This is a genomic window from Nocardioides sp. Root1257 (genome assembly GCF_001425175.1).
Taxonomy (GTDB): Bacteria; Actinomycetota; Actinomycetes; order Propionibacteriales; family Nocardioidaceae; genus Nocardioides.
Genome location: NZ_LMDV01000009.1, coordinates 71,308 through 89,973, shown reverse-complemented (window position 1 = coordinate 89,973; position 18,666 = coordinate 71,308). Strand labels below are relative to the sequence as shown.

Below are 18,666 nucleotides of genomic sequence, written 5' to 3'. Positions count from 1 at the left end.
TCTTCATGATGCGCTTGTCCTGTCGGACGTCCTTGTCCGATCAGTGGTCCTGGGGACGGTTGGTCTGTTCGGTGAGCCAGAGGATGAGGTCGGTGCGCCAGTAGCGGACGTGGCGGCCGATCTTGAAGCTGCGGGGTCCGCAGCCGAGGTGGCGCCAGTAGCGCAGGGTGCCTTCGGGGACGCGGAGGAAGGTGCAGGCTTCTTGGAGGGTGAGCATCTCGTCGCCGGGGTTGCGGATCGGGCGTGGGTGCTCGTCGGGGTTGATGGGTGCTGCGGTCATGGGTGGTGCTCCTTGCTGGTCGATGAGGTCAAGCGGTTCTCGACCTCACCCAGTAGGTGTGCTTGGCGCTCCGATCGATGATCGGCGATACTTTTGGGGTGTTGGGGCCGAAGAAGACGGTGATCGAGGTGGCCCGCCGCAAAGCGGGGCTGTCGCAGCGACAGTTGGCGGAGTACGCGCGGACTCAGCAGTCGTCGGTCTCGGAGTACGAGTCGCACAGGAAGTCCCCGACGCTCGATGTCGTGGTGCGGCTGCTGGAGGCAGCTGACGCGGAGCTCGCGGTGCGGCCGATGGTGTTCTGGGAGTTCATCGAGGACTCGGTGGCCGGCAGGTTCGCGGTGCCGGACCGGTTGTGGTCGGTCCCGATCCCGGAGTGCTTCGCCCGCGTCCAGGCCTGGAAGTACACCTTCCCTCCCGAGGTGCACGCGGGGTGGTCTGAGGAGATCCGGACCTGGGACCTCTCGGTCGAGTTCGAGCGGATCGACTTCTACGAGTTGCTCCTGCAGCACGGGGCGGCGCCGATGATCGAGGGTGCGGTCGATGGGGTTCTGCTGATCCAGGCGTGGCCGAGGATGAACCTCCCAGAGGCGATTCGAAACCGGTGGCAGCCGTTGATCGACGCCACGACCGCCACCCAGGACGGGCCGCTGCATGACCCGGGCGGGTTCAACGCCTGGATGTCGAACGAGATCGGTGTCCCCTTGCCGAAGATGAAGCGGCGCCGACGCCGCCCGCGATCGGTAGCGGACTACATCGGGGAGGACTAGAGGGACAGGCCACGTCCCCGGCTCTGCGCCGAAGGTGCAGGTGATGGTGGCGGTGGTGGGGGAGCTGTTCGGCGGCGCGCGTCAGGGCCATAGCGGTCGATCGCGTCGACGGCCTGAGTTCGTGCATGGGCGGGGCCGAGGTCGGCGCGGTCGCGACCGAAGACGTCGACCCACTGTGCGCGGGCGCCGTCGAGGGTCTCGGCGACCAGGTGGGCGGTGTTGTGTTCGCGGCCGCGGGTCATCGCGACGTACGCGGCCGAGGCGCCGGTCTGGTCTCCGATCAGAACGTGGGCGGCGTCGACGGTCTCGCCTTGGGCGCCGTGCACGGTGGTGGCGTAGGCGAGCTCGACGAACCGGTGCGCGTACTCGGCCGGAACCACCCGATCCCGGCCGCGCCCACCTGGACGGTATCGGTGGTCGTGGAGGACGAGGCTCCCGTTGTCCCCGATGCCGGTCACGGTCCAGGTCTGCCGGTTTGCGACCTGGAGGTCGGGGTCGTTGCGGCGGGTCGCGACCCGGTCCCCGAGGCCGATCCATTCCCCGACGGCGGTGGTCAGGCCAGCAGTGGTGTCTTCGTCGTGGCGGTGGTGGTCGCGGATGGCGGCGTTGAGGTCGGCGACCTGCTCGCGGGTGTCGGCGATGACCAGGTCACCAGCGGCGCCGATCTCGGCGAGCGCGGCGGTGCGTTCGACCTCGGTGGGGTGGATGACGATCTGCCCACGCTTCATGAGGGTGTTGAACACGGCGGCGGGGTCCTCGCCGGTGCGCATCCTCAAGCTGAGGTCGGCGTACGTGGGGTCGGTGAACCGGTGCACGGTCTCGAGGGTGACCACGGCTGACGGGTGCGCGAACGCGATCGCGTGGTCCAGGACCCCGCCGCGACCGACAGCGGGCAGCTGACTCCGGTCCCCGACCAGCGCCAGCCGCGCGCCGGTCTCGTCGGCGAGGGTCAGGAGCGCCAGGGCTGCGTCCTGGTCGAGCATCCCCGCCTCATCGACGAGCAGCAGGTCCCCCGGTCGCAGCCGCGCGGACGGCTGCGGGGTGGGGTCGGGCACGCGGGTCCAGTGGCCGTCGGAGTTCCACCGGAACCCGTGCTGGTAGATCAACCACGAGGCGGAGTGACCGTCGGCGCCGGTCTCGGCGGCCGCGACCTCGGCCCCCTTCAGCGTCGGGGTCACCACGATCATTCGCCGTGCCCGCTGCGCGAGGACCTCCCGAGTCGCGCACAGGGCCGTGGTCTTCCCGGCACCCGCCGCACCCTCGACGACGACCAGCCGCCCGTTGCCCGCAAGAACCCCGACCATCGCAGCCTGAGTCGCGTCGACCCGAACGAGTCCCCGCCCGCCGAGCCGGACCCGCCGCGCCGGCTCCGCCCCGCGGACGGCGAGCCGCGCGATGAGGTCGGCCTCGACGTCCAGGACGCGCGGTGAGGTCAGCGAGCGGACGTGCTCGGGCACACCGGATCCCTCCAGCAGGCTCGTGCAGCGCCCGGCGGCGCGGGCGGTGATGTCCTCGGCGAGCTCGACCCGGGCGGCCCGGTCCGCGACTAGTCCGGTCTGGGCGAGCAGCACCTCGGTCTTCCCGCGGAGGTCGGCGGTGTTCCACGCCGATCGCTTCGAGCCCAGGATCGACACGACCAGGTCGGCGGCGGCGTCGCGGTCTACCCACCCCGGCAGGGTCCGCTCGAGCCGGACCGGGGCGTCGGGGACGTGGTAGCCGAGGTCCTGGAGCTCGCTGTTCCACCGAGCCACCAACTCCTTTCCGTCGCGGGGGACGACCTTGTCCGGGCGTGCCTGTGCCCAGGCACGCCGGTCCCAGCCCTCGCGCAGCCGCTGACCGGGCTCCTCGCCGGGATGCTCGGCACGCCAGTCGGCTTCGTAGCGGTCGGAGTTGCGGTGGATCTGCGCCGCACGGGCGCTGAACGACCCGACGTACGGCTGGAGCTGGCGGATCTCGCTCGTGTCCGGGTCGATCGTGTACCCGTGCTGGGCCAGCACTGCCCTGAACTGGGGGTCGGTGGCGACCGCGGCGTGCCCGATCCCGTTGATCGCCTCGATGGAGTCGCGGATCCCGACCGAATGCAGGCCACGCCAACCACCCGCGGCCCAGACGCGCGCATTGACCTGCAGGTGGAGATGACGGTGCGGATCACCCGCCCGTGACGTGTAGTGCGGGATCACCGCCGCCTCGATCCGTTCGACCGGGACCTGCACCTGCCGGCCCCGCGGCCCCACCCGAGTCGTCGCATGAGAGGCGACCCAGCCCACGATCTCCGACGCGGCACGATCCTGGGCCGCATCCAGCGCGTCGGAGATCTCCGGATGCAGCGCGGCCGCGAGCGACCAGGTCTTCGGACCGTTCGCCACGACCTCGACGAACCGCAACGCGTCCGCATCCGTGCGGAGCCGACCCTTCGGACGCCCGGTCTCGACCTCGAAGCCGGCGACCCACTGCTCGTACGTGTCGCCATCCATCGATCCGGCTACGTCGACACCGTCTGGGGTGGAGACCAGTCGGGTCGCGACACCGCTGCCCTCGGCGAGGTAGTAGTCATCCGCCCGCGACCGGTCGCGCTCGACATAGGTGCGCGCCGCCTTTGCAGCGCCCCGGTAGAACTTCACTCCACCATGCACAGCCGACCACCCCGAGACCCGGTTCTACGGTGTCCGTCGACAACCAACGGACCGCTAGAAATGCCGCATGGGCCGCCGCAATCGGGGCGACCCATCTACGAACCTTCGTAGCATGCGTGCCGCTTGACGAGAATGACTTGAGGGAGCGAAACAGCAGGCCTGTGGGGAAGATTCTGGGGATCGTCGATAGTCGACGAGAACCGGTGATCGAGCGGCCGGGCTGGGCGAGGCCAGCATGTGTGGCCCGAGCGATTCTTGAGTAGCGAACTCAGGGGAATGGTTCAGACCCTTGGTTACCCGCAGGCGTGGACGCGGGTGCGCCCAGTTCAGCCGCCTCAGCGCCGGTGTTCCTCACGCGAATCGCCGTCGAGTGTGGCCGCGCCCTACCCGACTCGCTCGGACGGGCGACGTCGCCAGACGTAGCCAGCGGCGCACGGTTCGTAGCCGGAGGGGTGTGAGCGATGACGTCGAGCAGAGCACACGGACCGGAGAAGCCCTCGCGCGACCTCCCCAGGTCCCCGCACGCCGCAAGGCTCTACGCGTGTGCTCGCATGGGCCGGTCCGCTACTCGGCCAAGGCCGGTACGGCCGCGGGGCTGGAAGACGGCGAGCACCTTGGCGGCGACCAGCGACACCGCGCCCCGTAGTGCACCGCGACCGTGAACCGGTCAAGCCTGGGGCCGCCACCGGCGACCGCGTCGTCGGCTAGAGCCGACAGGGTTTGCGTGTAGAGGACCAGGACGACCGTCGCCGCCAGGGTCAGCACCAGCTTGAACAAGCACCCAGTAATGCTGGATGAGCCCAATCGGAGGTCAGCCCTTCGACGCCCCCGGTCGTCAGGGAGGCGAGTGCTATCGGCACTAGCCCAACCCCCGGCCCAGCCCATCGTCAAGTACGCCGACAGTGGTCGCCTCCGCACTGGCCCCGGTCCGGTGAACGACCGGTCCGGCGTCGGGCGCAGTGTCGGGGGAGTCGCTCGAGGCGTGCCTATGTCGGCGGGCGCAGGATTTCTCCTGGCCCGCCGGCGTTGTGTCCCATGTTCTCGACGGGCGTGTCAGGCGATGGCGTAGCCGGCTTCTTCGACGGCGCCGGTGATGGCGTGGTCGTCCAGGGGCGCGGTGCTGGTGATGGCTACGGCGCCGTTCTCGAGGTTGACGATGACGTCGGTGACCCCGTCGAGCTGCCGGAGCTCGGTGGTGACGGATGAGGCGCAGTGGCCGCAGGTCATGCCGGTGACGTTGACGGTGGTGACAATGGGGGTGGACATGAGTTCCTTCTCTGATGTGTCGGTGGTCGTTGGTCTGGTTTCAGCGGTTGGTGCGCAGGAGGGCAGCCGAGGCCGCGGCTCCGATGGCGGCGACGACAGCGGCGGCGATGAATGCCGCGGAGTAGCCGTCGGTGAGGGCGGCCAGGTCAGCCGCGCCAGCCTGATCGGCTCCTGCAGCGGACGCGACCGCGGTGATGATGGCGAGGCCGAGAGCGGAGCCGACCTGGTAGCTGGTGTTCACGATGCCCGAGGCCAGTCCGCCGTCCGCGGGCGATGCCGCGGAGATGGCGGTCCCGAGCGTGGGAATGAACGCTAGGGCCATGCCGAGCGCGGCTACCAGGGAGGCGGGCAGGACGTCGACCACGTAGGAGCCGTCCGGGTCGACCTGGGCAAGCCACAGCAGTCCGGCGGAGAGGGTGAGCAGTCCGGTGACGGTCGCGGCCTTGGGGCCGACCGCGGCGATGATCCGCGGTGCGAAGAGCACCATGCCGGCCATGATGAGCGCGGTCATCGGGAGCAGTGCGGCGCCGGAGGGGAACGCGGAGTACCCGAGAACCTGTTGAAGGTAGAGGTTCAGGAAGAACCACATCGGAATCCAGGCGGCACCGAGGAGCAGCTGGGCGAGGTTCGCGGCGCCGAGGTTCGGGGCTCGGAAGATGCTGAGCCTGACGAGCGGGTCGCGGCGCGCGGCCTGCAGGGCAACGAACCCGACGAGTACGGCGGCCGCGACGCTGAGGGTGACCCACGTGCGGGGCGAGTTCCAGCCGACCTCGGGGGCGGTGACGATGCCGTACACGGCTGTACCGAGGCCGGCGGTGACGGTGATGGCGCCGAGGAGGTCGACCTTGACGCGGTTCCCGCTGCCACCGGGCAGGACGGCGGGGGTGACGGCGACGATGGCGGCAGCGAGGGGGAGGTTGATGAAGAACACCCACGGCCAGGACGCGTACTCGGTGAGGACGCCGCCGAGGAACACGCCGGCGGTGCCGCCGGCGGGGGCCGCGGCGCCGTACAGGGCGAGGGCCTTGGTGAGTTCGCGTGGCTCCCGGCCGAACAAGGTCATCAGCAGGGAGAGGGCGGCGGGGGCGATGAGTGCGGACCCGGCGCCTTGGGCGGCGCGGCCGGCAAGTTCGACGGGGACGTTGCCTGCGAGTCCGGCGGCGAGGGACCCGGCGGCGAGCGTGACCCAGCCGGCGATGAAGACACGGCGGGCGCCGAAGAGGTCCGCGAGCTTGCCCCCGGCCAGCAGCAGCCCGCCGAACGCGATGACGTAGGCGTTGAAGACCCAGGTGAGGTTCTCGGGAGTGAAGCCGAGGTCGGTCTGCATCTGCGGGAGAGCGACTCCGATGATGGAGGTGTCCATGATGACCATGAACTGGGCGGCCGCGATGACGGCGAGCCCGACCCAGCGGCGGGGGTACGCCGCACCGGCGTTGCCGGCGGGCTGGTTGTTGCTCGGGGTGTTCTTAGATGGCCTCTTCGTCGGCCGGGTCGTGCCGTCGTCGGCACGTTGGGTGGTGGTCACGACTACTCCTTTGTTGATACCCCCTAGGGGTATATGTCCAAGGCGTCGAAACATACCCCCCACCGGTATGGGTAGCAAGAGGCTTGTGCGCTCTTCCCGCCGTTGGTTGTGCCCTGTGGTCTGCGTTCGCTCCGAGGCGGCGACCGGCCCGGGACGCGGGCGGGTAGCGCCGGCGGATGGCACGGGCGGACGGCGCGGGCGGGTGGCGCGGGTGGGTGGGTACGCGGCGGGTCCTACGATGATGGCGATGGGTGCAGTCGTCGCGTCTGGAGTCGGTCGGTGGTCACGAGATGTGATCGGCCGGTGGCTGCTGCTGCTCGTAGCGCTCGGCGGGCTGTTCGCGATGCACGGCCTGTCCGACCACGGCGTTGGCGGGCCGGCTGCTCTGGGCTCGTCTGTGGCCCACGTCGACGCGCACACCGGAGCCGGGCATCAGCTCGGCGGCGGCGCGGCCTCGCCTGGAGGCATGCACGGTGCCGCGGCTGCTGTGGCCGATGCCAGCGTCCCGGCCGAGATGCCCGCAGACTCAAGCGGTGGTCACGACGACCACCACGGCGGCGGAGTACTGGTCGGGATGTGCCTGGCAGTCCTGGTGGCCGCACTGCTGTTCGGTCTCGCCGCGTGGTGTGCACGCGCGCTCGCACGACTGTGGCACGTACTGGCCCATGACCCAGTCGTCGCGGCGACGACTGCGTTCTGGGCGCGGGCCCGTGGGCCCGCTCCACCCGACTTGAACCTACTCTCCATTCAGAGGTGCTGAGGAGCCGGCACCGCCGCTTCTGCGTGCCCTGACGACGGGTCGACCGACTCGGGCAGAGCCTGCTGGTAGCGGTGGTTTCGCGACCCCTAACGGCACTTCAGCTCAGGAGAGAACCACCATGGACAGCTACACCCACACCAAGAAGAAGCACCCCGTACGGCGGTCGAGGACGGTCCGTCGTGTCGCGGCCGCGGTCGCGTTGACGACCGCGCTCGGCGTGACGCTCGCCGCGTGCGGCGACGACTCCGATGGCGGTTCGCCGTCATCTACCCAGACCGCATCGAACGGGGACGTGTTCAACGACGCAGACGTCTCGTTCGCCTCCGACATGATTCAGCACCACGCTCAGGCGCTCTCGATGGTCGACCTGACCCAGGGCCGCACCCTCGACCCAGAGGTCCAGCAGCTCGCCGACGACATCCAGGCCGCTCAAGGTCCCGAGATCGAGACGATGGCCGACTGGTTGACCGCCTGGGGCGAGGACGTCCCCGCGACGATGCGCGACCACTCGAACGCGGGTCACGACATGGGCGGCGACATGTCCGAGCAGATGGAGGGCATGGAGAGCTCCGACATGCCCGGGATGATGTCGGCCGACGAGATGAACGAGCTTCAGGATGCCTCTGACGCCGAGTTCCAGGACATGTGGCTCGAGATGATGGTCCGGCACCACAAGGGCGCGGTGGAGATGGCGCAGACCGAGCAGGAGGACGGGACGTTCGCCGACGCCGTCGAGCTCGCCAAGGCCATCGAGACGGCCCAGAACAAGGAGATCGCGCAGATGGAGGGGCTGCTCGGCTGACCTGGCCCGGTCGCCGCAGCACCCCGCCCTGACCCGTCCGTCCGGGTTCCCCCCACGCCCACCGTTTCGCCGGGATGCGGGAACCCGGATGGGAGGACGACCAGAGATCTGGCGGACCTGCTGCATCGGCTTCCGGACCAGGCTCGCGTACGAGCCAGACGCCATGAACGCGCACACCCCTGACCTCGACCCCACCAACGCCGACCACACGAACGCCGGCCACACGAACGCCGGCCACACGAACGACGAGACCGTCCCGAGCAGCCGGCAGACGCTCGAGGACACCAACGCGCAGCGGACCCGCTCCCCGTCCCACCGCGGGGCGCTGGTCATCGGGGCCGCCGCTGCACTGCTCATGGTGAGCATGCTGGTGGTGGCTCTCACCGACCCGTACCGCGGGAAGCACCGCCACAAGGCACCGACGCCCGCGGACGGCAACGCCCCCATCGTGGGGCACATCCACGGCATCGCACCCGCGCAGCAGCCGGTCGGCCAAACGCATGGGCGAGTCCTCGTCGGCACCCACTACGGCCTATTCTCCGTCGACACGGACGGCACCGTCCACCGCGTCGGGGACTCAGCGAGCGACTACATGGCCATCACTGCAGCGGGGCCGGGCAGGCTGGTGGCCAGCGGCCACCCCGAGCCCAGCGACATCGATCGGCCGCCGAATCTCGGCCTCATCGAGTCACGCGACGGCGGCGTGACATGGGAACCGCTCTCACTCGATGGCGCCGCAGACTTCCATGCCCTCGAGCACACCCCACAACGCACCTGGGGCATCGACTCGGCCACCGGGGGGCTGCTCACCTCAACGGACGATCGCATCTGGGACACCGTGCCCTCAGAGCCGCTTCTCGACCTGGCAGCCGACCCCCGGGACGCGGACCGGGTGCTCGGCACCGCCGGCGACGGTCGGCTGCTCGAGCTGGACGCGGCCACCGAACGCGAACTCGAACTCAACGACGCGCCCCGACTGGCCTTCATCGACTGGCCTACCGGCAACGTCCTACTCGGCATCGCACCCGACGGGGTCGTGTGGCGTTCCGAGAACGGTGGTGAGGCCTGGGGCGAGCTGGCTCGAACCTCCGGCGAGCCGACCGCGTTCAGCGTCATCGGAGACGCCTGGTACGCCGCCACCAGTGACGGCCTGTTCCGCGGACCTGTGGACCCCGGAGGCAGCGACGGGGTCGGCGGCGTAGGAGGCATCGGCGCCGTAGAGCAGGTCCTCGCCTTCACTCAGTGACCGGGCCTTTCGGCCCTTGACTTGATACCCCCTGGGGGTATCTTGGTGAGTATGAACGAAAAGCACCACAACCACGGTCCGCGCCAGCACGACCACCCGCACGAACACGGGCACGTCGCCCAGGTAGCGGCTGTGACGGACCCGGTCTGCGGCATGGAGGTCGACCCGGCAGCGGGTGGCCCTACGGCCGAGCACGACGGGCAGACGTACCACTTCTGCTCGGAGAGGTGCCACGACAAGTTCGTCGCCAACCCCGACGCGTACACACTCCCCGCGCACGACCATGCGAACCACCACGCGAACCACCACGGCCATGGGGACGCGACCTCTGCCGACGCACCAGCCGGCGCGGAGTACACCTGCCCCATGCACCCGCAGATCCGCCAGATCGGTCCGGGGACGTGCCCCATCTGCGGAATGGCGCTCGAGCCGGTGACAGTCGCCGCTGAGGACGGGCCCTCTGCGGAGCTGGTCGACATGACCCGCCGGTTCTGGTTCGCGGTCGCCCTGTCCATCCCCGTCGTCATTCTCGGAATGGGGGCCGAGCTGTTCGACTTCATCGCCGTCCCCGGTCGCGTGAACGCGTGGCTGCAGCTGGCATTCGCCACGCCGGTCGTGCTGTGGGCAGGGTGGCCGTTCTTCACCCGAGGCTGGACCTCGGTGCGGACGATGAAGCTGAACATGTTCACGCTCATCGCGATGGGCACCGGTGTCGCGTGGCTGTTCAGCGTCGTCGCGACGGTCGCGCCCGGCGTCTTCCCGGACTCGTTCCGCACGATGGACGGCGTCGTCCCGGTGTACTTCGAGGCCGCCGCGGTCATCACGTCCTTGGTGCTGCTCGGTCAGGTCCTCGAGCTCCGGGCCCGCGAGCGAACCTCGGGTGCCATCAAGGCCCTGCTCGACCTGACCCCGAAGACCGCGCACCGCGTCAACGCCGACGGCACCGAAGCAGACGTGACGCTGGACCAAGTGCAGGCCGGTGACCGACTCAGAGTCCGCCCCGGCGAGCAGGTTCCGGTCGACGGCGTCGTCGTGGACGGCCGGTCCTCGGTCGATGAGTCGATGGTGACCGGAGAGTCGATGCCGGTGACGAAGAAGGCCGGCGACACCGTCATCGGAGGCACCCTGACCGCTGGCGGCACACTCCTCGTTGAGGCTCGCGCAGTAGGACGCGACACCATGCTCGCGCGCATCGTGCAGATGGTCGCCGATGCCCAGCGGTCCCAAGCCCCCATCCAGCGGCTCGTCGACAAGGTCTCTGCAGTGTTCGTGCCGGCTGTCATCGCAGCCGCCGTCGTCGCGTTCACCACCTGGGCGCTGATTGGCCCAGTCCCGAAACTCGCGCACGCCCTCGTGGTCGCGGTCAGCGTCCTCATCATCGCCTGCCCCTGTGCGCTCGGCCTGGCGACGCCCATGTCGATCATGGTCGGTGTCGGCCGCGGCGCCCGCCTCGGCGTCCTCATCAAGAACGCGGCCGCGCTCGAGCGGCTGGAGAAGGTCGACACCCTCGCGGTCGACAAGACCGGAACGCTCACCGAGGGCAAGCCGGCCGTCACCCGAGTCGTCCCCACCGGCACCTTCAACGAGGGTGAGCTGCTGCGCTTGGCCGGCGCGGTCGAGGCACCGTCGGAGCACCCGCTGGCACGGGCCATCGTGAACGCCGCCACCAACGCCGCCCAGGATGGCGGCAGCGCGGTGCCCGAGGTCGCGGAGTTCGACGCCCCGGCCGGCAAGGGCGTCACCGGACTCGTCGACGGTCGCCGCGTCGCCGTTGGCAGCACCAAGTTCCTCTCCTCCCTCGGCATCGACGCCGCCCCGCTAGGCGAGACCGCCGACGAGCTGCGCACCGAGGGCGCGACCGCTGTCTTCGTCGCGGTCGAAGGCGCACTCGCCGGGGTGCTGGCCATCGCCGACCCCGTGAAGCCGACGACCGCCAAAGCGCTCAAGCAGCTGCGGGAGGTCGGCATCGAGGTCGTGATGGTCACCGGTGACAACCCGGTGACCGCGCACGCCGTGGCCGCGCAGCTCGGCATCCCACGAGTGGAGGCGGAGGTGATGCCGGACAAGAAGGCCGATGTCGTCAACGCCCTGCGCGCCGAAGGGAAGGTCGTCGCGTACGCCGGCGACGGCACCAACGACGGCCCGGCGCTCGCGGCCGCGGACGTCGGCCTGGCAATGTCGACCGGAACGGATGTCGCCATCGAGTCCGCCGGCGTCACCCTGCTGCACGGCGACCTGACCGGCATCGCGACCGCCCGCCGCCTCTCACAGGCGACGATGCGCAACATCCGCTCCAACCTCTGGCTCGCGTTTGGCTACAACACAGCTGGCATCCCCATCGCAGCCGGCGTGCTGTACCCGACGTTCGGGTGGCTCCTGTCGCCGATGATCGCCGCAGCGGCGATGGCGCTCTCGTCGGTCAGCGTCATCACGAACGCCCTTCGGCTGCGCACCGTCCGGATGTAGGCCAGCACCGGTCGTGCCCCCGCGTTGCCCCAGGTGACGCGGGGGCACAGTTGTCGTCAGCAACGCGGAATTTGCCGTCGGACAACTACAACCCGCACCCGAGTGCGGCTAGATCCGGATCCTCGACCTTCGGCCGGTTCAGCTCGGCTACCGCTCACGTGCCGGCCGTCGTCCGAACGCCGGATGACTCTGACCAGCGCACCGGGCGTCTCGCGGTTACACCTCGTGATCGATGCGAGGTGGGCGTGACCGGTCTGGCCCGAGGAGGCGCTCGAGAAGTCGTGGGTCGCTCGGCCAGGCGGTGAGGAGGGTTTGGCGTGGGATGCTCCGGGCCGCGTACCGGAGTAGCAGGATGACGGCGACGACGTCGTCGAGTGGCCCGATGATGGGGAGGAACTCGGGGAGCAGGTCGATGGGCGATATGACCCACAGGACCGCGATGAGCAGGGCGATCTTCGCGCGTCGGGGCACCGCTGGGTCTTGGCGTAGGACCCGCGCTGTGGTGACGCAGGCGGGGAGGAACTCGGCGACCTGGCGCATCAGCCCGTCGGGGAGCCGTGAGGCGAACAGCATCATCAGGAGACAGCTGATTGCCCACAGCCCGACGGTTATGGCGGCCAGGAGTAGGAGTCGCTCCACGCGTTAGACCGTAGCTCCCGGCCGCGCCGCCGTGTAGGCGTGGCTCATCGTCCCTGGACCGGGAGGGTGGCGGGGCTGGTCGGGCCGGCTCCGGTGGTCACGTGGACGGCGAAGGTGAGCTCCTTCGCCCCGGTGGGGACCGCCGACGGGAGTGGCAGGGTCGCGGTCGACTCTTCGGCCTGGTGGAACGGCATCGTTCCGAGCTTGGCGTTACCGGCGGTGACGGTGATGGTGCCGGCGCAGCCCTTGTCGCCGCTGCCGCAGGTGACCTGGAGTCCTGCCTTGCCGTGTGCGTCGGGGGTGATGGTGGTGCTCGCGACGTTGAGCAGCGAGGGGAACACGACTCCGGTCGGTGTGTTGTCGCCATGCGGGTCGAAGCACCCGTCGAACTCGAAGACGGGGTTGGTGACTACGTCGCCCTTGGTGTCGGTCATGGTGAGGAATCCGGTGAGCTTGCTGGGGCCGCTGGCGGTGTAGCAGTCGTTGCTGTGGACGTTGAGCTCGAACTTGCCGTACCCCTCGGGGGGCATCGGGACTTCAGGATCGGTCCAGCTCATCAGGCAGTTCCAGTCGCCGCCGGGTCCGACGTCCTTGTTCGCAGGCCCGGCCTTGTCGCACATGGCGGCCGGGTGGAGAGAGGCGGCGGTGAGGGTGCGGCCTTGGAGGTGGGCCTGGTCGACGTAGAGGTTGGCGAACGTCGTGGTGAGGGAGCGTTCGAGGCGGGGGCGGGTGACGGTGCTGGTGTCGCCGTGGGTGGCGACGACGGCGGAGCCGAGGGCCACCAGGGCTACCAGAGCGGCGAGCAGGACGAGGATGGTGCGACGCAGGTTGGTGCGCATGGTGTTCAGCCTCCAGTGATGTCGCGTCGGCGGAGCAGGACGTAGGCGGCACCCAGGCACATGAGGCACCAGACGGCGCTGGTGAGAAGTCCGTCGGTCAGTGGGCCGGTGAAGTGGGGGGCGGCGAGCAGGCCGTGCCATGCCTCGAAGGGTGTGGTCAGCAGGAACGGGCGGAGGGCCTCGACGCCGCCGAGGGCGCCGACGAGCTGCATGACCATGCCGATGACGACGGGGGCGGCGATGCCGACGGCGGGGTTGCGCGACCAGACTGAGAGCAGGATGGCCAGGCAGGTGAACCCGAGCATCGGCGGCAGCATCGTCGCCCACGCCAGTGCCACGAGCCGTAGCGCCTCGGTGGCAGGAATGGTCTGCCCGGAGAGCCCGATGAGGGGCTGGTGTCCGACGATGAGGACGCTCGAGGCGATGGTGGAGGCGGCGAGGACGACCAGGACGACGACGGCGAACCCGGCGGCGGTCAGGGTCTTGGCCCAGAACAAGCGCCCGCGGCTGGTGGAGCGGGTCAGGACGGTCTTCCAGGTGCCGTGCTGGTCCTCGCTGGCGAAGATGTCGCCGGCGACGACCGCGGTGAGGAGCGGCAGGACCCACTGCGCCGCGAACCCGAGCACGAGCAGTGCGAGCGCGAACCCGTTCACGGTGGCGAACCGACCGAAGAGGGTGTCCTTCGGGGGCCGTGACTGGCCGTGGAGGACGACCACGACGATGACCGGGAGCACGAGGGCGCCGACGAGGACAGCCTTGCCGCGCCACTGGGCGCGGAGCTTGCGGACCTCCCAGCGCAGCGGCGCGAGCGCGCCCGGACGCTGTCGGGGCGCGCGGGTCGCGTCGACTGGTGCTGCGGCGGTGGTGGTGGCGGCGCTCATCGGAAGGCCTTGGTCAGCTCTGCCGGGCGGGCGAGGGTCTGGTGGGTGGTGTCGTCGGTGAGCATGAAGAACAGCGCCTCCAGCGGTGTCTGGGTCTGGTTGAACGCGAGCAGGTCGATGTCGGCGCGCACGAGGGCGGCGACGTACGCGGACACGTCCGGCTTGGCGCCGGTGACAACGAGCGCCGCGTCCGGGTCACGGACGACCCGCAGACCCGGGTGGTGGCCAGCGAGGACGAGTACGCGATTGTCGTCGGTGGTGGCGAGAAGGTGGCCGGGGTCGGGCGCCATCGTGCGGAGCTTCGCGATGCTGCCGTGGAACGCGACGGTGCCTCGGCTCATGATGGTGACGTTGTCGCAGATCTCCTCGACCTCGTCCATGTCGTGGGAGCTGAGCAGCACCGTGAGCCCGCTGTTGGCGAGCCGCTTCACCAGGGCGCGCATGTCGCGGATGCCGGCCGGGTCCAGACCGTTGGCGGGCTCGTCGAGGACCAGCAGGCGGGGTTCGCGCAGCAGGCTCGCGGCGACCCCGAGGCGTTGGCGCATTCCGTAGGAGTAGCCGCCGACCTTCTCGTCGGCTCGGTCGCTCATCTCGACGAGGTCGAGGAGCTCTTCTAGCAGCCCGGGACGGTGGCCGCCGTCGAGGAGCGCGAGGCCTTCGAGGTTCTGCCGTCCGGTCAGGTAGGGGTAGAACTTCGGGCTCTCGATGAACCCGCCGACCCCGTCCAGGACTCCGACGCCGTCGGCGGCCCACGTCTTCCCAAGGACACGGATGGTGCCGGAGTCGGGCTGGATGAGGCCGAACAGCATCCGCAGGAACGTGGTCTTCCCGGCTCCATTGGGGCCGAGCACGCCGTAGACCTCGCCGGCGGCGACGCGGACGGTGATGTCGTTGACGGCGCGCACGGACCCGAAGGTCTTGCTCACACCTATCGCTTCGACTGCGAGGAGATCGCTCATGCGCCGCACCGTAGGAGTTGGAACATGAAGGGACGATGAACCCGAGCCTCAGGGTGCAGGGTGGTCCCGTCGAAACCCGCGACAGAAGGGAAGGGGGCGCGGTGCGAATCCTGGTCGCAGAGGACGACGTGCGCCTCGCCGACCTTCTCGAGCAGTCGCTGTCTGAGGCGGGCTGGGAGGTCGAGGTCGTCCACGACGGCACCGCTGCCTACGGACGGGCGCTGCCGGACGGGATCCCCTACGACGTGCTGCTCCTCGACTGGATGCTGCCCGGCATGGACGGCGTCGCCGTGTGTCGGCGACTCAGATCGCTCGGGGTGACCATCCCCGTCATGATGCTCACCGCTCGTGGCGACGTCCGCGACCGGATCGACGGCCTGGACGCGGGCGCCGACGACTACCTGCCCAAGCCGTTCGACCTCGACGAGCTCCTTGCCCGTCTACGGGCTCTGGTACGACGCTCGACCTACGGCGAGGAGGTGGTGGCCGAGGTCGACGACCTGAGCGTCGACCCGGGCGCACGGCTCGTGACGCGGGGAGGTGTTCCGATCGAGCTCTCGGCGCGCGAGTTCGACATCCTGCATCTTCTGGTCGCTCGGGCGGGCCGGGTCGTGAGCCGGTACGCCATCCTCGACGAGGTCTGGGACGGCGAGACCGACCTGAGCAGCAACGTCATCGACGTCCACCTCGCCTCGATCCGGGCCAAGATCGACCGCCCGTTCGGGACCAGCACCATCACCACCGTCCGCGGCGCCGGGTACCGGGTCGACCCCCAGGCCCCGAGATGAGTCGGCTGCCTCTGCGGGTCCGGCTGGTCGCCGGGTTCATCCTCGCGATGCTCGTGCTGCTCACCGCCGCCGGAGCGTTCGTCTACTGGCGGGTCGAGTACGCCCTGGACCGTGGCCTGGACACCGAGCTCGACCAGGCCACCGCTGTCATCACGCCCCTGGTCGACCCATCTGGCCACGTCACCTCACCCGAGGCTGCGGACGCCACCGGCGCCGGCTGGCAGGTCCTCGACCAGTCCGGTCAGGTCCTCGACTCCGGCGGCACCGCACCCGAGGCGCCTCTCGTCACCGCCGCGGACCTCGACCAGGTATCGACCGAGCCGCTCACCAAGGACATCGGCAAGCTCCTGCCGATCGCGGCCAAGCCCTATCGGGTCCAGGTCACGAGCCTCCAGCCGTCCGACCACTACCTGGTCGTCGGTGTCCGCCGGGACCACCGCGACGAAGCACTCCGCGAGCTCCTGCTCCAGCTCACCCTCGCCGGGCTCGGGGCACTCGCCGTCGCCGCCGTCGTCGGTGACGTCCTCGCCCGCGCCGCGCTGCGTCCCGTCGAGCGCTACCGACGCCGCGCCGCCGAGATCGCGGAAGGCGCCAACGGGCTCCGCCTCGACGTACCCGAAGGTCGCGACGACGAAGTCACCCGCCTCGGGCACACCCTCAACGACATGCTCGCCGCGCTCGAACGCGCGCTGGAGCGCGAGCGTCGGTTCGTCAACGAGGCCAGCCACGAGCTCCGTACACCGCTGACCCTGCTCAAGAGCCGCATCCAACTCGCACAACGTCGTCGCCGAACGGTCGAGGAGCACGAGGTCGTGCTCGAGGAGCTCGCCGTCGACGTCACCCGACTGACCGATCTCGCCGAGCACCTGCTCGCCCTCGGTGCCGTCGAAGGCATCCCGGCCGGCGTGGTCGACGTCTCCGAGCTCATCGCCGTGGTCATCGAACGTCATCGCCTTGCGCACCCCGAGCTTGCCGACCAGCTCACACTCGAGGCCGGTGCTGGCCCCATCCCCGGAGCCATCGACCCCCAGGCGCTCGAACGAACTGTCTCCAACCTCATCGACAACGCGTTCGCACACGGGGCGCCGCCGGTCCGTGTGCGCGTTCGCTCCGTACCGGACGAGGGACCCGGGTGGGCGGTCGTCGAGGTCGCCGACGCCGGGCTCGGAATACCATCCGATCTGATGGACCGGGCTACCGAGCGGTTCGTGCGGGCCGACGTGGCACGGGCGCGACCCGGGGCCGGCCTCGGACTGTCCATCTCCGTCGCGCTGATCCAGAACGCGGGCGGCGAGCTCCGTCTCTGCTATGCCGGGCACCACACCAGCCATGGGCACCGGCTTCCGGACGTGCCCTGCCAGCACTCGCCGGCGATGACGGCCGCGGTCATCCTGCCGCGGCCCGACCCGCTCAGCTGACGAACGATGCCACGAGCCCGACGGCAGCGCAGACGCCGAGCGTCCGCAGCGGTGTCCAGCTGCGCCCGAACAGCAGCCCCAGGGCGACCGCGGTGAGGGCGAACGCGAAGGGGTCCCACGAGTCGAGGACCGGCAGCTCGAGGTCGAGTGGCCCGGTGTCGACAGCCCGGGTGGTGTCGAACAGCGTGTGGAGCGAGAAGTAGACGGCCAGGGATGCGATGACGCCGACGACTGCTGCCGTGATGCCCGTCAGGGCGGCGGTGAGGTGCGTGTTGTGGCGGAGGCGCTCGACGTACGGGGCGCCGAGGAAGATGAACAGGAAGCACGGCACGAACGTGACCCATGTGGTCAGGAGCGATCCGACGAGCATCCCGGCCCAGGGGTTGAGGGCGCCCGGGTCGCGGTAGGCGGCGACGCCGCCCACCCACTGCGTGACCATGACGAGGGGGCCGGGCGTGGTCTCGGCGAGAGCGAGTCCGTGCACCATCTCGCCCGGGGCCAGCCACCCGTAGACCTCGACGGCCTGTTGAGCGACGTACGCCAGCACGGCGTACGCGCCGCCGAACGTGATGACGGCGGCGCCGGAGAAGAACAGACCCTGATCGACGTAGACGCTGTTGCGGCCGAGGAGCGTTCCGGCGAGCAGGACGGGTGCGAACCAGACGCCGAGCCCGAGCGCGATGATGCCGACGGCGCGCCGGACCGAGGGGCGTGTGGTGTGCAGGGCGTCGTCGCTGATGAGGGGAGGCGGGCCGTCCTCGTCGCCGTGTGCCTGGAGGGTCCGCAGAGTCGGCACCCACCGCGCCGCCAGCCACCCCAGCAGACCGGCAGCGAGGATGACGAGGGGGAACGGCACGCCGAGGACGGCGAGCGCGAGAAAGGATGCGACCGCCAGGACGACGAGGACCCGGTGGGTCAGGGCGCGCTTCCCGACTCGATAGACGGCCTGGACGACGATGGCGATGACGGCGGGAGCGAGGCCCGCGAACAGTCCCGTAACGAGAGCGGTCGACCCGGCGGCGAGGTACAGGATGGTGAGCCCGAGCAGGGCGAGCATGCCGGGCAGGACGAACAGGATGCCGGCGATCAGGCCGCCGAGGGTGCCGTTGAGCAGCCACCCGGTGTAGATGGCGAGCTGCTGAGCCTCGGGACCGGGCAGCAGCATGCAGTAGTTCAGCGCGTGCAGGAAGCGGCGTTGCCCGATCCAACGCTTCTCGTCGACGAGCTTGTGCTGCATGACCGCGATTTGGCCGGCCGGACCACCGAACGTCTGCAGTGAGATCGCGAACCACGCCCTCGCCGCCTCCCCGAGCGGGATGACGTCGTCAGGGCGGGCGCCTTTCGGCGCTCGCAGATGGCCGGCTCGCACGAGCGGACAGTACATCAATCCGAGTTGA

Annotated in this window: 16 protein-coding genes; 7 read left to right on the top strand and 9 right to left on the bottom strand. The window is 69.9% G+C overall.

What is annotated here, in order from left to right; all coding sequences use genetic code 11:
- Positions 1 to 40 precede the first annotated feature (40 nt).
- Positions 41 to 280: a helix-turn-helix domain-containing protein gene (locus ASC77_RS14735; RefSeq protein WP_056154413.1), complete on the bottom strand. Its 240-nt coding sequence runs from the start codon at positions 278 to 280 to the stop codon at positions 41 to 43.
- A 62-nt stretch (positions 281 to 342) separates the two neighbouring features.
- Here ASC77_RS14735 and ASC77_RS14730 point away from each other — a divergent pair, with 62 nt between their 5' ends.
- Entirely contained in the window at positions 343 to 1,047 is a 705-nt protein-coding gene (locus ASC77_RS14730) for a helix-turn-helix domain-containing protein (protein ID WP_156391110.1), read from the top strand.
- On the opposite strand, the gene mobF is transcribed toward ASC77_RS14730, so the two are convergent.
- The 3 genes from mobF to ASC77_RS14710 all read right to left on the bottom strand — a co-directional run bounded on the left by mobF (position 1,044) and on the right by ASC77_RS14710 (position 6,471).
- Complete coding sequence (gene mobF / locus ASC77_RS14725; protein ID WP_235547692.1) at positions 1,044 to 3,668, bottom strand: MobF family relaxase; 2,625 nt, start codon at positions 3,666 to 3,668, stop codon at positions 1,044 to 1,046. The two genes, ASC77_RS14730 and mobF, sit on opposite strands and share 4 nt — an antisense overlap.
- A gap of 1,065 nt (positions 3,669 to 4,733) precedes the next feature.
- The gene (locus ASC77_RS14715) at positions 4,734 to 4,946 is read right to left on the bottom strand and encodes a heavy-metal-associated domain-containing protein (RefSeq protein ID WP_056154400.1); all 213 of its coding nucleotides are present in this window, start codon (positions 4,944 to 4,946) and stop codon (positions 4,734 to 4,736) included.
- A gap of 40 nt (positions 4,947 to 4,986) precedes the next feature.
- Positions 4,987 to 6,471: an MFS transporter gene (locus ASC77_RS14710; protein WP_235547690.1), complete on the bottom strand. Its 1,485-nt coding sequence runs from the start codon at positions 6,469 to 6,471 to the stop codon at positions 4,987 to 4,989.
- A gap of 247 nt (positions 6,472 to 6,718) precedes the next feature.
- On the opposite strand from ASC77_RS14710, the gene ASC77_RS14705 reads away from it, so the two are divergent.
- The 4 genes from ASC77_RS14705 to ASC77_RS14690 all read left to right on the top strand — a co-directional run bounded on the left by ASC77_RS14705 (position 6,719) and on the right by ASC77_RS14690 (position 11,745).
- On the top strand, positions 6,719 to 7,231 hold the full coding sequence (locus tag ASC77_RS14705; RefSeq protein ID WP_156391109.1) for a hypothetical protein: 513 nt from the start codon (positions 6,719 to 6,721) through the stop codon (positions 7,229 to 7,231).
- A 118-nt stretch (positions 7,232 to 7,349) separates the two neighbouring features.
- Entirely contained in the window at positions 7,350 to 8,033 is a 684-nt protein-coding gene (locus ASC77_RS14700) for a DUF305 domain-containing protein (RefSeq protein WP_056154393.1), read from the top strand.
- 358 nt (positions 8,034 to 8,391) lie between these two features.
- Entirely contained in the window at positions 8,392 to 9,279 is an 888-nt protein-coding gene (locus tag ASC77_RS14695) for a WD40/YVTN/BNR-like repeat-containing protein (RefSeq protein ID WP_156391108.1), read from the top strand.
- 51 nt (positions 9,280 to 9,330) lie between these two features.
- Positions 9,331 to 11,745, top strand: a complete 2,415-nt coding sequence (locus ASC77_RS14690; RefSeq protein ID WP_082574775.1) for a heavy metal translocating P-type ATPase — start codon at positions 9,331 to 9,333, stop codon at positions 11,743 to 11,745.
- A 216-nt stretch (positions 11,746 to 11,961) separates the two neighbouring features.
- On the opposite strand, the gene ASC77_RS14685 is transcribed toward ASC77_RS14690, so the two are convergent.
- The 4 genes from ASC77_RS14685 to ASC77_RS14670 are packed head-to-tail and all read right to left on the bottom strand — an operon-like array spanning position 11,962 to position 15,063.
- Positions 11,962 to 12,384 (bottom strand): YkvA family protein, encoded by a 423-nt coding sequence (locus ASC77_RS14685; RefSeq protein ID WP_056154387.1) that lies wholly within the window; start codon positions 12,382 to 12,384, stop codon positions 11,962 to 11,964.
- Between the two features lie 44 nt (positions 12,385 to 12,428).
- Positions 12,429 to 13,223, bottom strand: coding sequence for a hypothetical protein (locus ASC77_RS26700; protein ID WP_156391107.1), 795 nt, complete (start codon positions 13,221 to 13,223; stop codon positions 12,429 to 12,431).
- 5 nt (positions 13,224 to 13,228) lie between these two features.
- On the bottom strand, positions 13,229 to 14,104 hold the full coding sequence (locus tag ASC77_RS14675; protein WP_056154384.1) for an ABC transporter permease: 876 nt from the start codon (positions 14,102 to 14,104) through the stop codon (positions 13,229 to 13,231).
- Positions 14,101 to 15,063 carry an ABC transporter ATP-binding protein gene (locus ASC77_RS14670; RefSeq protein ID WP_056154382.1) on the bottom strand — a complete coding sequence of 321 codons (963 nt, stop codon included), beginning with the start codon at positions 15,061 to 15,063 and terminating at the stop codon, positions 14,101 to 14,103. Before ASC77_RS14670 ends, ASC77_RS14675 begins: the two co-directional genes overlap by 4 nt.
- Before the next feature lie 101 nt (positions 15,064 to 15,164).
- On the opposite strand from ASC77_RS14670, the gene ASC77_RS14665 reads away from it, so the two are divergent.
- Both ASC77_RS14665 and ASC77_RS14660 read left to right on the top strand, forming a co-directional pair.
- Positions 15,165 to 15,851 (top strand): response regulator transcription factor, encoded by a 687-nt coding sequence (locus tag ASC77_RS14665; RefSeq protein WP_056154379.1) that lies wholly within the window; start codon positions 15,165 to 15,167, stop codon positions 15,849 to 15,851.
- On the top strand, positions 15,848 to 17,269 hold the full coding sequence (locus tag ASC77_RS14660; protein ID WP_056154376.1) for a sensor histidine kinase: 1,422 nt from the start codon (positions 15,848 to 15,850) through the stop codon (positions 17,267 to 17,269). Before ASC77_RS14665 ends, ASC77_RS14660 begins: the two co-directional genes overlap by 4 nt.
- Here ASC77_RS14660 and chrA read toward each other — a convergent pair.
- A complete protein-coding gene (gene chrA, locus ASC77_RS14655; RefSeq protein WP_056154373.1) occupies positions 17,262 to 18,653 on the bottom strand; it encodes a chromate efflux transporter in 1,392 nt (463 codons plus the stop codon). The genes ASC77_RS14660 and chrA overlap by 8 nt on opposite strands.
- Positions 18,654 to 18,666: the final 13 nt, after the last annotated feature.

Excerpts from the sequence above, each read along its gene's own strand:
- ASC77_RS14735 (WP_056154413.1), bottom strand. The coding sequence starts at position 280 with ATGACCGCAGCACCCATCAACCCCGACGAGCACCCACGCCCGATCCGC.
- ASC77_RS14715 (WP_056154400.1), bottom strand. The coding sequence starts at position 4,946 with ATGTCCACCCCCATTGTCACCACCGTCAACGTCACCGGCATGACCTGC.
- ASC77_RS14705 (WP_156391109.1), top strand. The coding sequence starts at position 6,719 with ATGGGTGCAGTCGTCGCGTCTGGAGTCGGTCGGTGGTCACGAGATGTG.
- ASC77_RS14700 (WP_056154393.1), top strand. The coding sequence starts at position 7,350 with ATGGACAGCTACACCCACACCAAGAAGAAGCACCCCGTACGGCGGTCG.
- ASC77_RS14690 (WP_082574775.1), top strand. The coding sequence starts at position 9,331 with ATGAACGAAAAGCACCACAACCACGGTCCGCGCCAGCACGACCACCCG.
- ASC77_RS26700 (WP_156391107.1), bottom strand. The coding sequence starts at position 13,223 with ATGCGCACCAACCTGCGTCGCACCATCCTCGTCCTGCTCGCCGCTCTG.
- ASC77_RS14675 (WP_056154384.1), bottom strand. The coding sequence starts at position 14,104 with ATGAGCGCCGCCACCACCACCGCCGCAGCACCAGTCGACGCGACCCGC.
- ASC77_RS14670 (WP_056154382.1), bottom strand. The coding sequence starts at position 15,063 with ATGAGCGATCTCCTCGCAGTCGAAGCGATAGGTGTGAGCAAGACCTTC.
- ASC77_RS14660 (WP_056154376.1), top strand. The coding sequence starts at position 15,848 with ATGAGTCGGCTGCCTCTGCGGGTCCGGCTGGTCGCCGGGTTCATCCTC.
- chrA (WP_056154373.1), bottom strand. The coding sequence starts at position 18,653 with ATGTACTGTCCGCTCGTGCGAGCCGGCCATCTGCGAGCGCCGAAAGGC.